Here is an 18,694-nt window from a genome sequence, read left to right as displayed (position 1 = left end):
CTTATATATAATTAGGAAACGTTATATAATACTTTTTATTCAGTTTTGTTTGGTTTTTTGATGTCTGCGGGAGGCTGTGGTTTCTTCTTCTTTGTTCCGATAACTTGTGTTTGCTTAAATGCTTGATTGGAATTTTGTTCTTGACTAGACATAATACTAAATTTTAAAATTTACTACAATATTACATACATCACGGATATTGTTCATTACAGAAATATATCACAGAAAATTTGAGTTTAACTAGAAAAGGTTAGTAAATAATGTTACATCTGTAGAAGGCTTCACTTTTAACGGAATAAATACAAATCTTAATATATAAGTCAGCGATCGCTGACTTGACAAAATCACTCATCTTAAAACTTTGCAATATAAATTTTTCAGAAGTAACTTGGTTGTATCACCGCTATTAAACACATTAGACTTACACAGCCGTAGTTGCAGCCTCCGTGCGGTTTGTTACTCGTGACTTATTTAGTACTTAGCTGGCATGATGCCTTTGCGTTGCTCCTACCGCGTGTAGTTTTACGTAAGTCCTATAAGTGTGTAAGATAAGCAACTATTTGCCCATCTTACAAGTCTGTACATTTTGAAATCGGAGTATTAGCCATTAAGACACTGGAATCTCAATGACAAACTCTGTTCCTTCGCCAAGCACAGAATTGCAACTCAACCGCCCATCATGGGTTTCCTCAACAATTTGACGAGCGATCGCTAATCCTAATCCCGTACCTTTGCCAACCTCTTTAGTTGTAAACAGGTGGTCAAAAATCCGCGCTCTAACCTCCTCTGGCATCCCCTGACCGTTATCTCTAATGCGAATTGCTACCGTGCGTTGGTCACTGGATACTTCGGTGTGAATCAGTATTTGCTGATGATTGGCTTGCGCTTGGGCAAAAGAACATCCTTCAGTGGATGTATCTAAGGCATCAATTGCATTAGCAATAATGTTCATAAATACTTGATTTAACTGCCCTAAAAAACATTTGACAGGGGGTAATTCTCCGTATTCCGTGATGACTTGAATGGCTGGACGTTTTTCGTTAGCTTTGAGGCGATACTTCAAAATCAACAGCGTACTCTCAATCCCTTCATGGAGATTACAAGCAACTTTTTCGGTAGTATCGGCTCTGGAGAAGGTGCGGAGACTGATGCTAATGTCCTTAATCCGTTCTGAAGCCACCTTCATCGAGCTTACTAACTTTGGTAAGTCCTCAGCCAAGAATTCTAGGTCAATTTCTTGGCCATGCTCAATGACTGCGATCGCAGGAGTGGGATGATGTTCTTGGTAGCATTGGATATGGGCGAGTAAGTCTTGAATATACTCTTCGGCATTGTTGACACTGCCTTTGAGAAACCCAATGGGATTATTAATTTCATGTGCCACTCCTGCAACCAAGTTGCCCAAGGTTGCCATTTTTTCATTTTGCACCATTTGTAATTGGGCTTGTTGGAAATTTTGCACCGCTTGTTCTAAATCCTGAGATTTGTGGCGTAAATGAGCTTCCGACTCTTGTAGTGCGGCTTCAGCAAGTTTACGTTTGCTAATATCCATGATTAAGCCATCTAATACAATCGAGCCATCCGCTTGTCGCTCTGGTTGGGATGCACCTTGAATCCATTTCACGGTTCCGGAAGGTGTGATAATTCGCCATTCGTGTCGAAATGGTGTCATGTTTTCAACAGAGTAGCTTATTGCCTGCTGAATGCTGGCAAAATCATCTGGATGTTCCAGAGAACGAACACTTTGCGTTCCTGTCATTATTTCCTCTGCTGTCACCTCATAAAGGTTGTAGCAGCCAGAACTGACGTAGGGCATTGAAGCTGAACCGTCAGCATCGATACGTAGTTGGTAAATTGCCCCAGGAATATTATCAGCGAGTTTCTGGAAGCGGGCTTCACTGACACGGAGTTGAACAAGCGATCGCTCTAGTTGATGGGCATAATTTTGAGATTCTTGATAAAGACGGGCATTTTCTAGAGAAATGGCGGCTTGGGTACATAGCAGTTGGATAACTTCGGTGCGATCGCTTGTAAATGCGCCAATCGTCAACTTATTTTCCAGATATAGTAACCCGATTAATTGGCCATGACGCAAAATCGGCGTACACAACACACTTTTGGGTTGTTGCTGCATCAAATATTGGTCAGTAATAAAATCGTTTTTTACTATTGCATCATCCAGCACCACAGTTTTTAAGCTGTGTTTGACATAGTTTACCAATGCGATTGGAATATTTTGGCTGCTTGACAATGGTACAGATACTAAAGTCACCCCTTCATTGATGGTGGCTACAGCTTTAACCACTAAGTTGCCCTGTTCGAGTACAAGTAGGGCAGCTTTTTTCGCTCCAGCATTTTCCATCGCCACTTGCAAGAGGGTAGTGAGCAATTGCTCTAATTGAATTTCACTAGAGAGAGTTTGTGAGACTTTAAAGATGGTGGCAAAATCGAGGGCTTCAGAAATACTGCTGCTAGAAAGGTTTGTGTGGATGGTTTGATGTGGGAATGATGATCCATCGACGGTTGAACTCAGTTGAAAGTGATTAAGTTGCGCTCGTAAGATGGGAGCAAGAAGTTGAGGATAGTATTTTTCTAAGTTGTCAGTTTTGGCTTTAGCGCCCCAACGGGCATAGCAGTAATAAGCTTCTTGCATATAAGCTTGGGCGATTTTTTCTTTGCCCCAGTCGAGGTAGAACTTGGCAGCTAGCTCATTGCTCAAAGCTTCTTCTTGGATGTATTCGTTTTCTTTAGCAAGAGAAATGGCGCGATCATATAGTTCCATTGCTGCCATTTTTTCGCCCAGAACCCGATGGCGTTCTGCTTCCACCAAATCAAATTTATGCTGGAAATTCATCGGTGCGAATTTGGCTCGAAACTGCAATTTTTCCTGGTTTTCGCCAACCTTTAATAGTAATTTCTCCTGTTGAGACGGTTCAGCCGTTGGATAGACAGCAAGCCGGGACAAAGAATCGTAGTAATAGAAGACAGGCACAGATAGCATTCCTGTGCCACCGTTGAGATATTGCTCTCCCTGATTTGCATTCTCAACTGCCGCAGGAAAATTCTCAAACAAATAACTGAGTGTTAACTTATTTAGGAAAAATATATGAAGTGTTAATTCGTCGTTTTCTTTGATAAGCGCAGATAAAATTTGTTCTTCTTGACAATATTCTCCAATGAGGCACTCTGGATTGTTGCTATATTCGGTTAGATTTTTAATGCTTTGACAGATTATATTCGACCAATTTAATAAGCGCTGATTTTTGGCAAAATTAGATTCGTAGGCTTTGATATCTGTTAGGAAGATTTCCAAAACTTCTGTGCCACTTAAATAGACATAGAATAACTTGAAAATCATGGATGCAAGCACATGGAAAAAATCACCTGTCTCCAACCCAATATTATGGGATTCCTGTAATAAACTAATTGAGGTGCGAACATGTTGTTTATTACATTGATTCAATGCAGCTACCTTAAATATAGTCATGCTTTGAACAGATTTTGCTTGAAATTTATCTACAAGCATTAAACCTAGCTTGCCAAATTCGTAGCCTGAATCCAGTTGGTTACAAGTATTAAGTACAATTCCAAAATCTGCATACCCTGGTGCAGATAGTGGTGCATTGCCGTATTTAAGAGATAAATTCACCTGTTCGCAGGCAACAATTGGTAACAAATAGGAAGAAGTCTGGTGGATGGCGGGAGCGATGCTAGCGATAATCCGCAAAGCAACCAAAGCTTTGGTATCATCCATCAATGGCAAATCAACTAAGCCCTCAATACTTCTGCCTGCCAAGGTGGAGAGCGTGTTTATTACATATTGCTGAATGTCGGAAGGTGTTACTGATGCGGGTAATGTTACCCCAAGTTGATTGAGAAGTTCACGCCCAGCTGCGATCGCTTGCAATGGTTGACCCTGCACCTGATAAGCTTGGAGTTGAACTTCATAAACTTTCACTCTATCCAATAAGGTGGTTGTTTGTTGGATAACAACCTGGATCAGAAATTCCATAAGCTCAAATTGATTACTGAGAAAGGCAGCTTCGGCGGCCTCTTCGTGTAAACTTAGAGTTAATCCGTAGGCGATTTTCCAACTATTAATTGTCAGCAATTCCATTCCCGAATTGAAGTAATGCATTGCTGCACCATAAGCGGTAGCTTCTTTCGCTTTTCGACCAGCATTCAGATTTAATTGAGCTAATTGTTGACGTTCATCTGGCTGGGTGATTAGCAATATTCCCCGATTTAACTGACTGACAATCTCAAAAATTCGCTCCTCTTGCTGAGACTCAGAGGTATTTTGCAAGAGTAATTGACCAATTTTAAGATGGGTAAATTGTTTCTGCTCACCTGGAATCAGAGAGTAAGCCGCTTGCTGCACCCGGTCATGTAAAAATTTATAGGTGGGGACTTGGAAATTTGAATTGAAGGGGTTTGAGTCAGAATCATGGCCGCTATCTTGAAATAATTTATAAACTTCACTAGTAGGTAAAACTAACCCTTCTTGCAAAGCTTTCCATAAAGATGCTGCCGTTTCGGTTTCCGATTGTTCAGAAACAATTGCTAAGGTTAACAAATCAAACTGGTTGCCAATGCACGCGGCTAATTTCAACACATTTTGCGTTGCTGCTGGCAATTTCTGCAACTGTAGTGCTACGAACTCTACCACATCATCTGTGAGAGCAAGTGTTTTCACACCAGCAATATCACATTGCCAGTACCCTTGTTCCAAATTAAAAGTAATTAGTCCCTCTTCATACAATACTTTCAGAAATTGCGTTATAAAAAATGGATTTCCCTGAGTTTTTTGATAGACGAGTCGCGTTAGAGGTTGAGCAATTTTACCCGAACAACTCAAAGTATCAACCAGCAATTGATTTAAACTGGCTTTACTTAACGGGGCTAAAGTAATGTTGTGAATCGTAGCATTAGCTTTGCGAATATCCGTTAAAGTCAACATCAACGGATGCGCGGTAGATACTTCATTGTCTCGATAAGCCCCAATTAAAAGTAAAGAGCCACTTCCTGATTTGTTCATCAGCAACTGCATCAATTTGAGTGATGCAGAATCGGCCCACTGCAAATCATCGAGGAAAATTACTAATGGATGTTCTTTTGTGGTGAATACCTGAATGAACTTTTGGAAAAGTAAATTGAAGCGATTTTGGGCTGCACTTGGTGAAAGTTCTGTTGCAGGTGGTTGTTGACCAATAATTTGTTCGAGTTCGGGAATTACCTCAAGAATGACTTGCCCCTGATCACCCAGCACTTGTAAAATTTTATTTTTCCAAGTTGACAATTGGACATCACTTTCACTCACCAATTGCTCCATTAAGTCTCGAAACGCCTGCACAAAAGCAGAAAAGGGAATATTACGATTAAATTGGTCATATTTGCCTTTGATAAAGTAGCCTCGTTGTCGGACAATGGGTTTGTGAACCTCGTTGACTAAAGCAGTTTTACCAATACCAGAAAAACCAGCCACCAGCATTAGTTCCGTCTGATTGTTGCTAACGCGGTCAAAGGCTTTTAGCAGAGTTTCAACTTCATGCTCACGACCATAGAGTTTTTCTGGGATAATAAAGCGATCGCACACATCCCTCTGGGCAATTGGGAAACTTGCAATATTCCCCGTTTTATTGAGTTGAGCCAAACAATTTTCTAAATCATATTTCAGCCCAAATGCACTTTGATAGCGGTCTTCGGCATTTTTTGCCATCAATTTGCTAACAATAGATGAGAGTACAGGCGCAATTTGCGGATTAATCTCATGTACTAAAGGCGGAAGTTTGGCAATATGACAATGTACCAATTCCATTGGTTCGTGCGATTTAAATGGTAATTGCCCTGATAGTAACTCGTAAAATGTTACACCCAGAGAATAAAAATCAGTCCGGTAATCAATTCCCCGATTCATCCGTCCAGTTTGCTCTGGAGACAAATAGCCGAGTGTCCCTTCTAGCACATTAGGACTCATAAGGACTTGAGTTTCTCGTGGCAGCAGAGATGCAATACTAAAGTCAATTAATTTAACTTCTTTAGTTTCTGGATTAATTAAAATATTGGCGGGTTTAATATCTTTGTGAATGATCCGATGACGAATTAGAATATCTAATGTATTGCACAGAGCGATCGCTATTTGTAAAAACTCAATGAGAGCTTGTGCTGTTACCCTCATCCCCCCATTCTCTCCTCTCCCTTGCCACAGGTTGAGAGAAATTCCCCCAAAATCTTCCATTACTAACGCATAGCCATTCTGATAGGGTTCCAGGCTGTAGGTTTGGATGATTCCAGGTAGATTCAGATTTTTGGCGATAGTGAACTGGTTACGAAACTGTACCAATTCACTGAAACTGGGATAAGCAGTTTTCATCAGCTTAATCACCACAGGCTTTTGGTCAGTTTCTCGAACAGCGCGATAAACTAAGGTTCGGGAACCGTTGTAGAGTTCTTTGCTAACGTCATATCCGGGAATGCTGACCATACGACTTAATTTTTGAAACCTCAGTATCTAGGGTTCCCAAAACCATCGCAATATTTACAGCTAAGGTGGGCAAAAAATGGTTTACAAATTAGGTATCGGACAAAAACTCCAACCAAGCGTCTAGTGAGGGGTGGTAAGAATCCCACACCGTAGTCGGTACTTCGAGTTAATGTGTGGAGTTCTCATCAAAGCGAGAAAAGATTAAGCAAAAAAATTTAAGTTTATTTAAAAAATTAAGGTGCTGTGATTTCAACGTCTTTATAACAGAGGAAACCTGGGAATTATGACTCACTATAAATCCTGGGAACGACTGTCTATAAAATGACAACAGTGATGATAAGCTTTATGGTGGCTGCGGTAACTTAGCTAAGGTTATGGCATTATTGATACCCTTAGATTTCATAAGTTCCACTTAACTGTTTTTCCGAAGAATCAGGAAACCTTGATTTTATCATGAATATACGTCTTGTGTATCAAGCATTTTCAAATGCTGCACTGTTGTTATTAACATCAGGAGCTTTCTTTAGTCAAACTGTATTTGCTGCTGATTTTAAGCCAACCCCTTTGATCGTTGATGATGATGGTAGTCAAGATGGGATGACAGCTTTAGCCTATATGTTAGCGAATCCCAAATTTGATATTCAAGCAATTACGATCGCCCAAGGTATTGCCCGTCCAGCAAGCTTTGTGAATAATGTGGAACGGATGTTAGGAAGACTAGAAGTATCTGGTATCCCTGTTGGTATTGGTAGAGCCGATCCTTTGGCTGGAAACAATGCTTTTCCAGAATTCATTCGTGATGGTGCAGAAACTTTTTGGTCTCCCTTTGTCCAACTACCAGACACAGCACCACCAGTTGAAAGGCGATCAGCAGCAGAATTGATTGTGGAGAAAATTAAGCAGTCTCCTGAACCTGTAGCAATCTTAGCAACCGGCAGTTTAACTAATATTGCCGAAGCTTTGCGACTTGATCCCTCCATTATTAGCAACATTGCTGTCGTCCAAATTATGGGAGGCGCTGTCTTCGTACCAGGAAATCTCACCGTCCTTCCTGATCCTCCATTTTCAACCAACACTGTTGGGGAGTTTAACATCTGGGTCGATCCTTTAGCGGCTCAAGAAGTATTTGCCGCAGGATCACAAGGATTAAAAATTCAGTTGACTCCTCTAGATGCAACAAAGAAAATTGGCTTTTCTCGTGCCGATCAACAAGCATGGCTAGCAACTGGAACACCTGAAAGCAAGCTAGCGGCGGAATTTTTGGACTTTGCTTTAACAGTTATTCAAAGTAACAATGACCCGAATCCAGCTTGGGATTTAGTTGCTGCTATTAACCTTAGTGAACCAAATTTCTCAGAGGAAACTCCTTTGCACTTGGAAGTAGATACACTCTCAGATCCAGGAACCACTCAAGGACAAACTCTTGCTGTTCCTAATTTACCTCCTAATGTTCTAGTTTCGTTAAATCCTAGTTTCAATAATTTGCCTTTCAGTGCTGGCGAGATTTTCTCATATCTAGAAACAGAGTCTGTTCCTGAATCTAGTCCTATCTTGGGTATTTTGGTCTTGGGTGCAGCAGGAATTACTTTCCAAATTAAGCGGCAATTCTAAGCACTAGTACTGCAAGGCGGAAGTCAAAATTTAAAATCTAAATAGGTATACACCGTAGGGGTTTTATTAATTTTGAATGGATGGTTTATTTCCGCCGTGCTGTACTAGTATCAAAAAAGTTTGTAGGATGGGCAAATATTTGTCCACCCTACAATTCTATGGTGTACACAGTAGCCCTACAGTTTGACCAAAGCCAGAAAATATTAAGCAAAAGTAGAAAAACCTAGATTGGGTGGAATATCCTGAATCCTCCCTGGCCCGATCGCTCGCAACGCTTCTTTGAGTAAAATATCCCCAGTATACAAGGCACGTCCGACAATCACACCAGTCACGCCTTGAGGTTCTAACGCTAACAAACTCAACAAATCGGTAACAGAACTTACTCCACCAGAGGCAATTATCGGGATGGAAATTACTGCTGCAAGTTCTCGCAAAGCTTCTAAATTGGGGCCAATAAGTGTACCATCTCGGTGGATATCTGTGTAAATGATGGCGGCTGCACCCAATTCTTGCATTTGTACAGCCAGTTGGGTTGCTAAAACTTCTGAGGTTTCTAACCAACCGCGAGTTGCTACTCGGCCGTTACGGGCATCAATGCCAATAATAATCTGCCCAGGAAATTCTTCACACAGCTGTTGCACTAGCTGGGGTTGTTCTACGGCGATAGTTCCGAGAATTGCCCACTGTATGCCTAGATTAAAGACTTGTTGCACGCTGGTGCGATCGCGCAATCCTCCACCAATTTCAATAGGCACTGACACCGCATTAGCGATCGCTTCAATTGCCCCCAGATTTACTACTTTACCTGCTTTAGCACCATCTAAATCAACTATATGCAATCTAGTAGCACCTTGATCTACCCACTGTTTGGCAACATCAGCAGGATTTTCGCTAAAAACTTGTGAGCGATCGTAGTCTCCCTGATATAGTCGCACACAGCGACCTTCTAATAAATCAATCGCTGGAATTACATCCATTTACTTTTTCCTCATAGCTCAATGCAATCAAACACTAGTTTTTCATTTTTAATTGCCTTACAGCTTGCCCAAAACCCATCACAAGCAAGATGTTAGAAAGGGTCAAAAATACTTCTGCACTACCGTGCAACCAATCTACATTGGCTAAAGACTTGCCATAATGCAATACAGCATAAATTCCGGCTGGGATGGTGATGGCAACAAAGACGAGAGTACCGTAAAATCCATACAGCGCTAAACGTGGCATTTGCGGACTGCGGCTGATAAACCACAAGAAACCCAAATAGGGAAACAGTGAAAGTGCAAACAGGGTTTCTTTAGAAATCATTGCTCTGATTTGATAGGTTTTGGTTCAACAGTGTCAGGAGACTTGGTAGAACGCCAAATCAAGTACGCTGCTACCCAAAGGGTAAAATTACCAACTAAGGTCATGGTAGCTTGAAGCGTTACCAACCATTCTAGAGATTCGGCGTTGTCGAAATAATGCCAGGTACAGGCACATAAGGCGCTGACTAAAGCTGGTAACATGGCAAGGGATAATCCCCACCAATTGCGATTACCAGTGAGTTCGCCATAAGTCCAAATTAACCAAATGGCAACAATCCACTCAATAACGCTAGAAATATGAATAATCCAGGTGGGAATCGAAAGGGCTTGCATAGAGTGGGGAGTGGGGAGTAGGGAGTTAAGAGTTAGGAGTTTTCACATCTTTCTTTATATAGATCAATATAGCTACGTTAAAAAAGTTGTTAATTTAAAATCCAAAATCCAAAATGGTCAAGATGCGGGCGTTATTGTCTGGATATTACGGTAAAGGTAATGGTGGTGACGAAGCTTTGTTAGCAACGCTTTTGCAAATGTTACCATCTCACATAACTCCTGTGGTACTTTCGGGGAATCCAGAGGAAACGCGCGATCGCTACAATGTAGAAACATGCGATCGCATGGCTTTTTTACCTGTACTGCAAGCTTTACGCTCAAGTGATGCCTTGATTTGGGGCGGCGGGAGTCTCATTCAGGATGTTACCAGTACTATCAGCCCATTTTATTATGGCGGACTGATGGCATTAGCGCAAAAAATGGGTTTGAAAACTGTTGCTTGGGCGCAGGGTATTGGCCCGTTAGTACGTCCGCAAACTCGTTGGTTGGCACGGCAAACCTTTGGTAATTGTACCAAAATTAGTGTCCGCGATCGCGCCAGTGCTGCTTTATTATCTGATTGGCAAATTCCTTGTATTATAGCTCCTGACCCGGTTTGGGCGTTGGAGTCAAAACCAGTTCCAGGACTTTGGGATTTACCTGCGCCGAGAGTTGCGGTAACGTTGCGATCGCATCCTCAGCTTACAGAAACACGCCTAGCAAACTTAACCCGTGCTTTGGTTGACTTCCAAAAAGCTACGCAAACTTTTCTTCTACTACTACCATTTCAAAAAAGTGAAGATTTAAGTATTGCCGAAGCCATTCAACCACACCTTAAAGAGGTTAGCAAGATTTTATGTCTGGAAGATCCACAACTTTTAAAAGGTGTGTTTCGCGGCGTTGAAATGGCGATTGGGATGCGCCTGCACAGCTTGATTATGGCTGCATCTGTTGGTTGTCGCTGCTTTGCTCTCAGTTATGATCCTAAAGTAAATCGTCTCATGGAAGACTTGGAAATGCCTGGATGGGATTTAGCTAGTTTACCAGATGACCCCAATTTGATTAGTCTGACTTGGATGGAGCATTACGCTAATGGTGATCCGTTATCACCAGACCAAATACAATCTTTAGTAGATAGAGCATTAATGCACCGCGAGTTGTTGAGCCACGCTTTATGTAATAAGTAAGATTAAACAATGTAGAGCTAATAAAATGCAAAACTTATAGACTTGACATATTGTATAAAAAATCGTTTTATATGTCTACGTAAATACCTCTTTTCCGACTTTTATTAATCATTCTTTTGGCAGGAAGGGAGTAATTGTCAAAATTTTATGAAGTGGTTATAAAAATACCTCAGTATTTATTATCCAGATTCACTTTAGCGATATTATTTACTAAATGCAAAAATAATTATTGAGATAATTCTAATGATCAGCTTTGGTTTTTGGAACTTAATTATAGTAATTTTAGTTACTTTAGTTCTCAAAAATAATTGGCGATTAGATGAAGAAAAGGCAGCCTGGAAAAATTCTTTATTCTTAAAATCTTCTGTGAGCCAACGGTTGATACAATTTTTTCGTCAACCAATTGTTAACTTTCTCCTCCAAGCAGCTGTTGTATTAATCGTTACAAGATTCCTCTGTTATACAGGTTGGCTACTTTATTTTCTAAACCAGCCAAATCCACCTTTATGGGATTTTCAGTGGTATTATGTGGCGAGTAAATTGGCTCATCAGCATCTGAGTCCTTTTAATGTCGAGATTTTTAATCAGATTTTCTGTAGCATAACTACGGTGTGTGGCTCTCTTCCACCGTTTGTTTATCCACCTAATATTATTCCTCTCATCTGGTTTCTCGGTTATTTTTCGATGAATACTGCATTTAAAATCTCGATTTTAATGCATATATTAGCAATTGGTTTAGGCTTGTGGGGAGCGAATATATTACTAGAGTCTAAGTCGCGATCTTTCAGAACTATTTGCACAATTTCGGTTGCCTTGATTTATGGCGTTATTCGCGATCTTCAAGTTGGTAATGTTGCAATTTTTATTGCAGTTCTTATCTTATGGATGTTTATCTTTGCTAAAAAAAATCAGGATATTCCAGCAGGAATTTGCTTGGGGATTGCCCTTTTTAAACCAACATTAGCTGCATTATTCGTTCTGTATTTTCTACTTAAAAGACGGTTCTCTCTAGTTTTTGTATCTGTTATCACAGTAACTTGTCTAGCATTTTTAGGTCTAGCCTTGACAGGTAATTCTTTGACACAATTTGTCTCGGATGCATTTCGTGGATTTTCCCTCTGGCAAAACGATCCCGCAGTTAGCCCTTATATATCGATCAGTCGTCTTGATTTGATGGTTGTGGGGCCAAGATTACTTCCCAATAACCCATTCTTTGCCAAGCTTTTGTCAAACTTAATTGTTTTAATACTTCTTAGTTTGGCGGGTTGGTATTGGTATATACAGCAATCTCTCACCGACTGGTCAAAAAAAATATATTTAGCAGAAATGGCAATAGTTTCTTGCTTGAGTATTGGCATCACCTATTCGCAGGAAACGAGTTCTGTGATGTTAATACCTGCTGTTGTTTTTTTGCTAAATGATTTGCTATATCAGATCAGGAATTGTAAATTTTCTAGGAAAAGAATGTCTGTTTGGTTAGCAGGGGTTTGCTGTCTTACAGTGCAAACAGCAGTTATTCATGGCTGGCTTATCCACTCTCTAGCAAACCGATGGAACGTGAAAGCAGGAGAATTGCCATACATTATGAAAATAACTATCTTCGCTCTACCGAGTTATGCAGTTTTAGGAATCACTTTAAGTATTTTAGTCTTAGCAATTAGTTCCCTTCGTCAAAAACAAGTGATGAAATTTAAACCTTTGAATCGAATTGAGATATGATTCATAATTCGTAAGTCCTAGCAATTACGAATTACGAATTAGTAATTATTTGCTCATATTGATGCTAAAGTTTAAAATCAGATTTACCTTTTACCGCTAACAATCCCAGACCATTGAACTTTTTTCTCTTTCTCCCGGCGGTAAGAAAAGAAATGCTCTGGAGTTTGGAAAGTACAATAAGGTGCGATCGCAATTTGTTCTGCACTAATCCCCATATTTTCCAGTTGTAAGGTATTCACTCGCCGGACATCTAACCTTACCTTTCCTGGATTGGGGTCTTCCAATAAGGGTGAATTTGGTAATTCATGTAATGCACTAACAATTTCTTCTTCTTCATGTGGTACAATACTAGCCCCAATTTCAGCAGCCACTTCAATAGAGACTTGGTAAACCTCACCAGCGATCGCTGGGCCCATCGCAATTCTCAAATCATCAAGTTTGCTACCTTGAGATTGTAATCGAGCGATCGCTAATGGGACAATCTTCTTGGCAGTCCCTCGCCAGCCTGCGTGTAATGCTGCCACCCGTCCAGTTTGCACATCCCCAATCAGCACGGGTGTACAATCTGCACTAGCTACCCAAACGGCTTGGAGAGGCTGTTCGCTAACTAAACCATCCGCCGATGCTAAATCCTCCTCAGCAGAGCTTAAGAAGCTTTCAACTTCTTGGGGGGTGAGAACAGTATTGCCATGAACCTGCTTTAAGCGATAGACTGATGCCTCTGGTTGCAATACTTCTGTGATAACTTGTGGCGATCGCGGCCAAAACTGCTGGGTAAAGAAGCCGTGATGCCAACGTTCCAGAATACTACAAGTTAGATAGGGCAGTCCTTCCCAATTGCGCCAGTGCCAAGTGTGCATCTTCAACCAAACCTAAACAGAAATCACTCATTAGCCAATCAATGCTAACTTGAACAACGGAATTTGGGTTAACTGCTGTGGGATTTAATTTGCAAAACTTGGAAGCAGCCTTGAAGGCAGCGCGTAAGTATACATATTTACCATTCTCCCTTCACTTTTTTGAAAGCGTCTCTTCAACTAACCAAACCCTCTGGAACTTACTTAACCAAGGGGCTATTTCAGGAACAGTCGTAATCGCAACTGTGCAATCTGCTGGACGGGGACAATGGGGCCGTGAGTGGATTTCTCCGGTTGGGGGATTATATGTTTCCGTGGCGATTTCTTTCGACCACAAAATAGAGGCTACTGACAGCTACCAGCTAACTTTTGCTACTGCTTGGGGAATTGCATCTCAATTGCGCCAATGCGGTATTGATGTTGGGATAAAATGGCCCAACGATTTAGTTTTAAATGGTCGCAAACTAGGCGGCATTTTGACAGAAACCAAAGTAAACAAAGGACAAATCACTCAAGCAGTAATTGGTGTTGGTATTAACTGGACAAATCCAGTACCAGAAACTGGAATCAATCTGGAATCGTGGCAAGCTTCTCAAGATTTCAGACCAATTTCTTGTCTGGAAATGCTCACCTCTAAAGTCTTGCTGGGAATAGAATCCGGTATGGAGTGCCTTTACCAAGAAGGAGTAAAGGTACTCTTGTCTCGCTATTTAGATTTGCTTATAAATATGGGCGATCAAGTCTACGTCAACAATATTTCAGGTAAAGTAGTTGGGGTGACTCCTCAAGGAAATTTACGAGTTGATTTAGAAACACATGAGACAAAGGAACTAATTACACCGGAAATTTATATTGAACCCGGTACAATCAGTTTGGGATACCATAAATCTTCCGTTTAAATTTGAGGTTTGTTCAAAATTCCGCTCTTTGGGCAAGACAAACCACTAGCATCATCTCTTTAGGCTAATTACACACAACTGAGAGAACAAATGACGCAGCGCAAAAATTCTGCCCCTCATCGTTTGCATTACTTATGGCAGCAAGGTCTAACAAAAAAACGTTTTGCCTCAACACTACCAGCTCAGAGCCTCTGTTGGCTGAGTAGCGTCAGCCTCCTTAGCGGCGGCTTTGTGTTTGCCCAAACGGAAACACAAATAGACAACATCGTTCCCACAGTTGAAAGTTCCCAGCCAACAGCAGTTACAAATCCAGTTAAAAAGCAGTCTGTTGCGCCGGAAGCCGCTCAAGCGCAACCGGAATTTTCCCAACGGCGAGCCAGACTCAGAAAGAGATTAAGCAAGCCAGAGGTTGCTCAATTAAAAGAGCCAGTTAGGCAGCCTACACCCAAAATCGAAGCTGCTCAACCTGTTGTGATTATCAGACAGTCAAAACCCAAGGTAGAAGCATCCCAAGTTACTCCTGTACGGGTGAGACAGGAAAAACCCAATACCCCTTTCCGCTCTTTACCTGAAAAACTTCCAGAAGTTGCTCAACCATCAACTAACTCGAACAGCCCTGTCAGTGCAACTGCGGAAAAAACCAAGGATTATAATAACGCCTATATTGATCCTAATAGTTATGACAGTGGTGCCACAGCTACTTATCAAGCACCAAATTCTGTAATTCTCACAGAACGCTCCAGTGGTTGTCGAGCCATTTTGCCATCAGGGCAAAGTGTATTAGGCGGCGTTTGCGCCAAAGTACCGCAAAGGAGTGTAGCTGATTCTAATAGTAAACCAGCACCTACTTGGCTTAGAAGAAGTCAAAATGCACAATTACCAGTAGTTCCACCTGTGCGGCAGATTGCATCTTCTACTGGCAACACCAGCAGATGGCGTGCTACTCCAACTCAAAGTGGTTCTAGCGGTGTCACCAAGAGCGGATTTCGCCCTAATCGGTTTATACCAAGTCCTGCCGAGTTCAGCCCCACAAAAGTGAGTGCAACTCCCATCGCACCTAGTGGCGGAACTTTGCCTCCACCAATGGCAGATGGCAACATTGCACCACGCCCCAGCAACGTAGCTTATGACTTCTCTCTAGCATCAGTGTTGCCGCAAATCCCCTACATAAATAGAGTTGCCTATAGTGGTACGGGAATGATGTATCCATTGTCTATACCTGCTGCCATCACTTCTGTATTTGGTTGGCGAATTCATCCAATCACAGGTAATCAACGCTTCCATGCTGGTACAGACTTAGGTGCGCCTACGGGTACGCCAGTTTTGGCAGCTGCTGCTGGTCAAGTGGAAACTGCTAACTGGGTGGGTGGTTATGGTTTAACCGTGATTCTAAATCACAAATCTGCTGAACAAACTCTCTACGGTCACATGTCACAAATCCTTGTTCAACCCGGTCAATGGGTACAACCTGGAACTGTTATCGGCCTAGTTGGCAGCACTGGGAACTCCACAGGCCCTCACCTGCACTTTGAAGTTCGCCATCTTACACCGAACGGGTGGGTTGCTACTGACCCAGGCGTAGAATTACAAAGCGCCCTCAGCCAGTTAGTGCGAGGCTTACAAACTGCTCAGGTAAGCCGGGAACCAGGCAGCTGAGACTGGGGACTGGGGACTGAGGACTGGGAGATGAGGAGGATGAGGGGGATAAGGGAGAAACCAATGCCCTATGCCCTATGCCCTATGCCCCATGCCCCATACCCCATTCCGAAATTACAAATACCCGTGTTCTGCTAGGAATGCGGGTGTAATGCCATCCATACTAGTTTCATCAGTGGTGGTGTGTGAATTATCAGGGTAAACGAATTTTTCGACGTATTTGCCGAGAATATCCCCTTCTAAATTCACCAAACTTCCAGAAACCAAATAGCGAAGATTTGTCTCGCTGTATGTGAGGGGAATTACTGCCACCTTGAATTGAGAGAGTTCTGGCTCATAAGCGGCTACAGTAAGACTGATGCCATTGACAGCTATGCTACCTTTGGGGACAATATACCGTGCGATCGCCTCGGATGCAATAAAGGTCATTTCCCAAGAACTAGCCGTTTGTTCTACCACTAGCAATCGACCGATTCCGTCTACATGACCCATCACAAAATGACCGCCAACTTTACTGCCCACCCTTAGCGATGCTTCTAAATTGACATATCTCTGCTGCGTTTGCTCACCTCCGAGAGTTGTGCGGCGTAGCGTTTCCGGTGAAGCCGTGGCAATAAACCCGTCTTTTAAAACTTTTTCTACTGTCAAGCAAACACCATCTACAGCAACACTGTCACCATAAGCCAAATCTTGCATAATTACTTCACCCGACTGGCTTACGCAAGTAATTTGCCAAGAATCGCCCCCTAAGGGTTCCATCGTTCCTAATGCCTGGATTAATCCTGTAAACACGGCTTTTTTGTCAAACTAACTCTATTTATTGCCTACTTTTGCTTGAAATCAATTGGTAATTGTCACAGAAATCTCCAACATCCAAGTATATTTTCTGACTTTTTTTCGTATAGGAATATTAACACATTAGCATCCTTCACAGGGCATACTTGGGTAAGAACGTTATTGTCTAAGAAGACCAATTTGACTTACTCTGGTTTTCACCACAAGTTCGGAGTTTAATAGAAGCAATTATAGAGAACGAATGCTTATGTTTATTACTGTCGCTCAACCGCCTAAAAAGGGGTGCTATTTATTACATAGCATCCAAGGCTCTCAAAGCATTGTAGAGGCTTAGGCAATGATTGAAATGAAAGTCGCTGGCATAGCATTAGATGCCATAACCCGCAGCCCGATCGTCCTTTTGAAAGATTCTTCAGATCGGCGGGCTTTGCCAATTTACATTGGTCAGGAACAGGCTAGGGCAATTATGGGCGCACTGGAGAATCAAAAGCCTCCCAGACCCTTAACCCACGACCTGATTGTGAATCTTTTGGAGACTTGGAATATGACTCTAGAAAAGGTGATTATTCATTCCCTGCAAAAGGATACATTTTATGCAGCTTTAATCGTCCAGCAAGGCGAGGTCAAAAAAGAAATTGATGCACGTCCTAGCGATGCGATCGCCATTGCCCTCCGTACAAATACCCCGATCTGGGTTATGGAAGAAGTGATTGCCGATGCTTCTATCCCTGTTGATCGTGATGCAGATGAAGCCGAACAGCAAGCCTTCCGTGAATTTATTTCCAATCTCCGTCCTGAAGATTTGATTAAGCGCTTCGGTAATGGCGACAGCTAGGCAATTTTAGATTTTAGATTTTAGATTTTAGATTTTTCCTTGAATCTAAAATCCAAAATTCAAAATCTAAAATTGAATGACTCATAACTCTTTGTCAAAGATGCAATACCGACGCTTTGGGAAAACGAATCTGCGCCTCTCGGTTTTTTCCTTGGGAACAATGCGCTACTTGGCTTCTTTTGAAAATGCTCACCAGACCATTGAACAAGCCTTAGCACTAGGAATTAATCATCTAGAAACCGCCAGAGGTTACGGCAAAAGTGAGGAGTATCTTGGTAGGGCGCTAAAAGCTGGGTTGTCAGTACCCCGAACGAGGCTTTATATCACTACTAAAATCTCAGCCACAACAGATGCTGACACCATGCGTCGGTGCATCGACGAATCCCTAGAACGATTACAGCTAGATTATTTAGATTGCTTAGGCGTTCATGGCTTGAACACCTGGCAACATTTAGAGTGGGTGCAAGCCAAAAATGGCTGTATGCAAGCCGTAGAAGAAGCTGTTTCTGATGGTCGAGTGCGACACGTTGGTTTTTCTAGCCACGGGTCATTAGAGCTAATTCAGGCAGCAATAAATACAGATTATTTTGAATTTGTCAATCTGCATTATTACTATTTTTTCCAACGGCACGCACCAGCAATTCAACTAGCTGCCGAAAAGGACATGGGCATTTTCATTATTTCCCCTGCTGATAAGGGAGGACGGCTCTATACACCACCCCAAACTCTAAAAGACCTCTGTTCACCGTATTTCCCCTTAGAGTTAAGCTATCGCTTTTTACTTTCAGATAACCGTATTACTACTTTGAGTATCGGCCCAGCAAACCCAGATGAATTAAGGAAACCTTTGCGAATCGCTGACTATGATGGAGAGTTAACATTAGCCGAAAATTCTGCTTTTGAACGGTTAGAAAATCACCAAAAAGTTGCTTTAGAAACTGATAAGTGTAGCCAATGTTATGCTTGTTTGCCCTGTCCAGAAAATATCAATATTCCCGAGGTGTTGCGGTTACGAAATCTTGCAGTGGCATACGA

The 18,694-nt window shown here is 41.9% G+C and carries 13 protein-coding genes; 7 read left to right on the top strand and 6 right to left on the bottom strand.

Annotation, left to right across the window (positions count from 1 at the left end; all coding sequences use genetic code 11):
- Window positions 1-607: 607 nt before the first annotated feature.
- Window positions 608-6,484 carry an AAA family ATPase gene (locus tag ACFE90_RS22980; protein WP_375504629.1) on the bottom strand — a complete coding sequence of 1,959 codons (5,877 nt, stop codon included), beginning with the start codon at window positions 6,482-6,484 and terminating at the stop codon, window positions 608-610.
- Between the two features lie 453 nt (window positions 6,485-6,937).
- Between ACFE90_RS22980 and ACFE90_RS22975 the strand changes: the two genes are divergently transcribed.
- Window positions 6,938-8,095, top strand: a complete 1,158-nt coding sequence (locus tag ACFE90_RS22975) for a nucleoside hydrolase (RefSeq protein ID WP_375504627.1) — start codon at window positions 6,938-6,940, stop codon at window positions 8,093-8,095.
- Between the two features lie 203 nt (window positions 8,096-8,298).
- On the opposite strand, the gene hisA is transcribed toward ACFE90_RS22975, so the two are convergent.
- Genes hisA through ACFE90_RS22960 form a run of 3 tightly spaced genes read right to left on the bottom strand, consistent with a single transcriptional unit; the run spans window position 8,299 to window position 9,732 of the window.
- Window positions 8,299-9,072, bottom strand: coding sequence for a 1-(5-phosphoribosyl)-5-[(5-phosphoribosylamino)methylideneamino]imidazole-4-carboxamide isomerase (hisA, locus tag ACFE90_RS22970; RefSeq protein WP_375504625.1), 774 nt, complete (start codon window positions 9,070-9,072; stop codon window positions 8,299-8,301).
- A gap of 34 nt (window positions 9,073-9,106) precedes the next feature.
- Window positions 9,107-9,400 carry a DUF3593 domain-containing protein gene (locus tag ACFE90_RS22965; protein WP_375504623.1) on the bottom strand — a complete coding sequence of 98 codons (294 nt, stop codon included), beginning with the start codon at window positions 9,398-9,400 and terminating at the stop codon, window positions 9,107-9,109.
- Window positions 9,397-9,732, bottom strand: a complete 336-nt coding sequence (locus ACFE90_RS22960) for a DUF2499 domain-containing protein (RefSeq protein WP_375504621.1) — start codon at window positions 9,730-9,732, stop codon at window positions 9,397-9,399. Before ACFE90_RS22960 ends, ACFE90_RS22965 begins: the two co-directional genes overlap by 4 nt.
- 122 nt (window positions 9,733-9,854) lie before the next feature.
- Between ACFE90_RS22960 and csaB the strand changes: the two genes are divergently transcribed.
- A complete protein-coding gene (csaB, locus tag ACFE90_RS22955) occupies window positions 9,855-10,898 on the top strand; it encodes a polysaccharide pyruvyl transferase CsaB (RefSeq protein ID WP_375504619.1) in 1,044 nt (347 codons plus the stop codon).
- A gap of 243 nt (window positions 10,899-11,141) precedes the next feature.
- On the top strand, window positions 11,142-12,617 hold the full coding sequence (locus ACFE90_RS22950) for a glycosyltransferase family 87 protein (protein ID WP_375504617.1): 1,476 nt from the start codon (window positions 11,142-11,144) through the stop codon (window positions 12,615-12,617).
- A gap of 83 nt (window positions 12,618-12,700) precedes the next feature.
- Here the strand turns inward: ACFE90_RS22950 and pgeF are convergent, their stop codons facing one another.
- A complete protein-coding gene (gene pgeF / locus ACFE90_RS22945) occupies window positions 12,701-13,477 on the bottom strand; it encodes a peptidoglycan editing factor PgeF (RefSeq protein ID WP_375504615.1) in 777 nt (258 codons plus the stop codon).
- Between the two features lie 77 nt (window positions 13,478-13,554).
- Between pgeF and ACFE90_RS22940 the strand changes: the two genes are divergently transcribed.
- Together ACFE90_RS22940 and ACFE90_RS22935 are read left to right on the top strand one after the other, a co-directional pair.
- Window positions 13,555-14,373 carry a biotin--[acetyl-CoA-carboxylase] ligase gene (locus ACFE90_RS22940; protein WP_375504613.1) on the top strand — a complete coding sequence of 273 codons (819 nt, stop codon included), beginning with the start codon at window positions 13,555-13,557 and terminating at the stop codon, window positions 14,371-14,373.
- A gap of 90 nt (window positions 14,374-14,463) precedes the next feature.
- Window positions 14,464-16,029, top strand: coding sequence for a peptidoglycan DD-metalloendopeptidase family protein (locus ACFE90_RS22935; RefSeq protein WP_375504611.1), 1,566 nt, complete (start codon window positions 14,464-14,466; stop codon window positions 16,027-16,029).
- A 114-nt stretch (window positions 16,030-16,143) separates the two neighbouring features.
- On the opposite strand, the gene ACFE90_RS22930 is transcribed toward ACFE90_RS22935, so the two are convergent.
- Complete coding sequence (locus ACFE90_RS22930) at window positions 16,144-16,821, bottom strand: riboflavin synthase (RefSeq protein ID WP_375504609.1); 678 nt, start codon at window positions 16,819-16,821, stop codon at window positions 16,144-16,146.
- 340 nt (window positions 16,822-17,161) lie between these two features.
- On the opposite strand from ACFE90_RS22930, the gene ACFE90_RS22925 reads away from it, so the two are divergent.
- Together ACFE90_RS22925 and ACFE90_RS22920 are read left to right on the top strand one after the other, a co-directional pair.
- Window positions 17,162-17,659 (top strand): bifunctional nuclease family protein, encoded by a 498-nt coding sequence (locus ACFE90_RS22925; protein WP_012406891.1) that lies wholly within the window; start codon window positions 17,162-17,164, stop codon window positions 17,657-17,659.
- A 100-nt stretch (window positions 17,660-17,759) separates the two neighbouring features.
- Window positions 17,760-18,694, top strand: a 935-nt coding sequence (locus ACFE90_RS22920; protein ID WP_375504631.1) for an aldo/keto reductase, incomplete at its 3' end; no start/stop codon positions are given.

The organism is uncultured Nostoc sp., assembly GCF_964245445.1.
Classification (GTDB): domain Bacteria; phylum Cyanobacteriota; class Cyanobacteriia; order Cyanobacteriales; family Nostocaceae; genus Nostoc.
This window is presented reverse-complemented; position numbering and strand designations above follow the sequence as displayed.

Coding starts and splice junctions, on each gene's coding strand:
- ACFE90_RS22980 (WP_375504629.1), bottom strand. CDS start 6,484: ATGGTCAGCATTCCCGGATATGACGTTAGCAAAGAACTCTACAACGGT.
- ACFE90_RS22975 (WP_375504627.1), top strand. CDS start 6,938: ATGAATATACGTCTTGTGTATCAAGCATTTTCAAATGCTGCACTGTTG.
- hisA (WP_375504625.1), bottom strand. CDS start 9,072: ATGGATGTAATTCCAGCGATTGATTTATTAGAAGGTCGCTGTGTGCGA.
- ACFE90_RS22965 (WP_375504623.1), bottom strand. CDS start 9,400: ATGATTTCTAAAGAAACCCTGTTTGCACTTTCACTGTTTCCCTATTTG.
- ACFE90_RS22960 (WP_375504621.1), bottom strand. CDS start 9,732: ATGCAAGCCCTTTCGATTCCCACCTGGATTATTCATATTTCTAGCGTT.
- csaB (WP_375504619.1), top strand. CDS start 9,855: ATGCGGGCGTTATTGTCTGGATATTACGGTAAAGGTAATGGTGGTGAC.
- ACFE90_RS22950 (WP_375504617.1), top strand. CDS start 11,142: ATGATCAGCTTTGGTTTTTGGAACTTAATTATAGTAATTTTAGTTACT.
- pgeF (WP_375504615.1), bottom strand. CDS start 13,477: ATGCACACTTGGCACTGGCGCAATTGGGAAGGACTGCCCTATCTAACT.
- ACFE90_RS22935 (WP_375504611.1), top strand. CDS start 14,464: ATGACGCAGCGCAAAAATTCTGCCCCTCATCGTTTGCATTACTTATGG.
- ACFE90_RS22925 (WP_012406891.1), top strand. CDS start 17,162: ATGATTGAAATGAAAGTCGCTGGCATAGCATTAGATGCCATAACCCGC.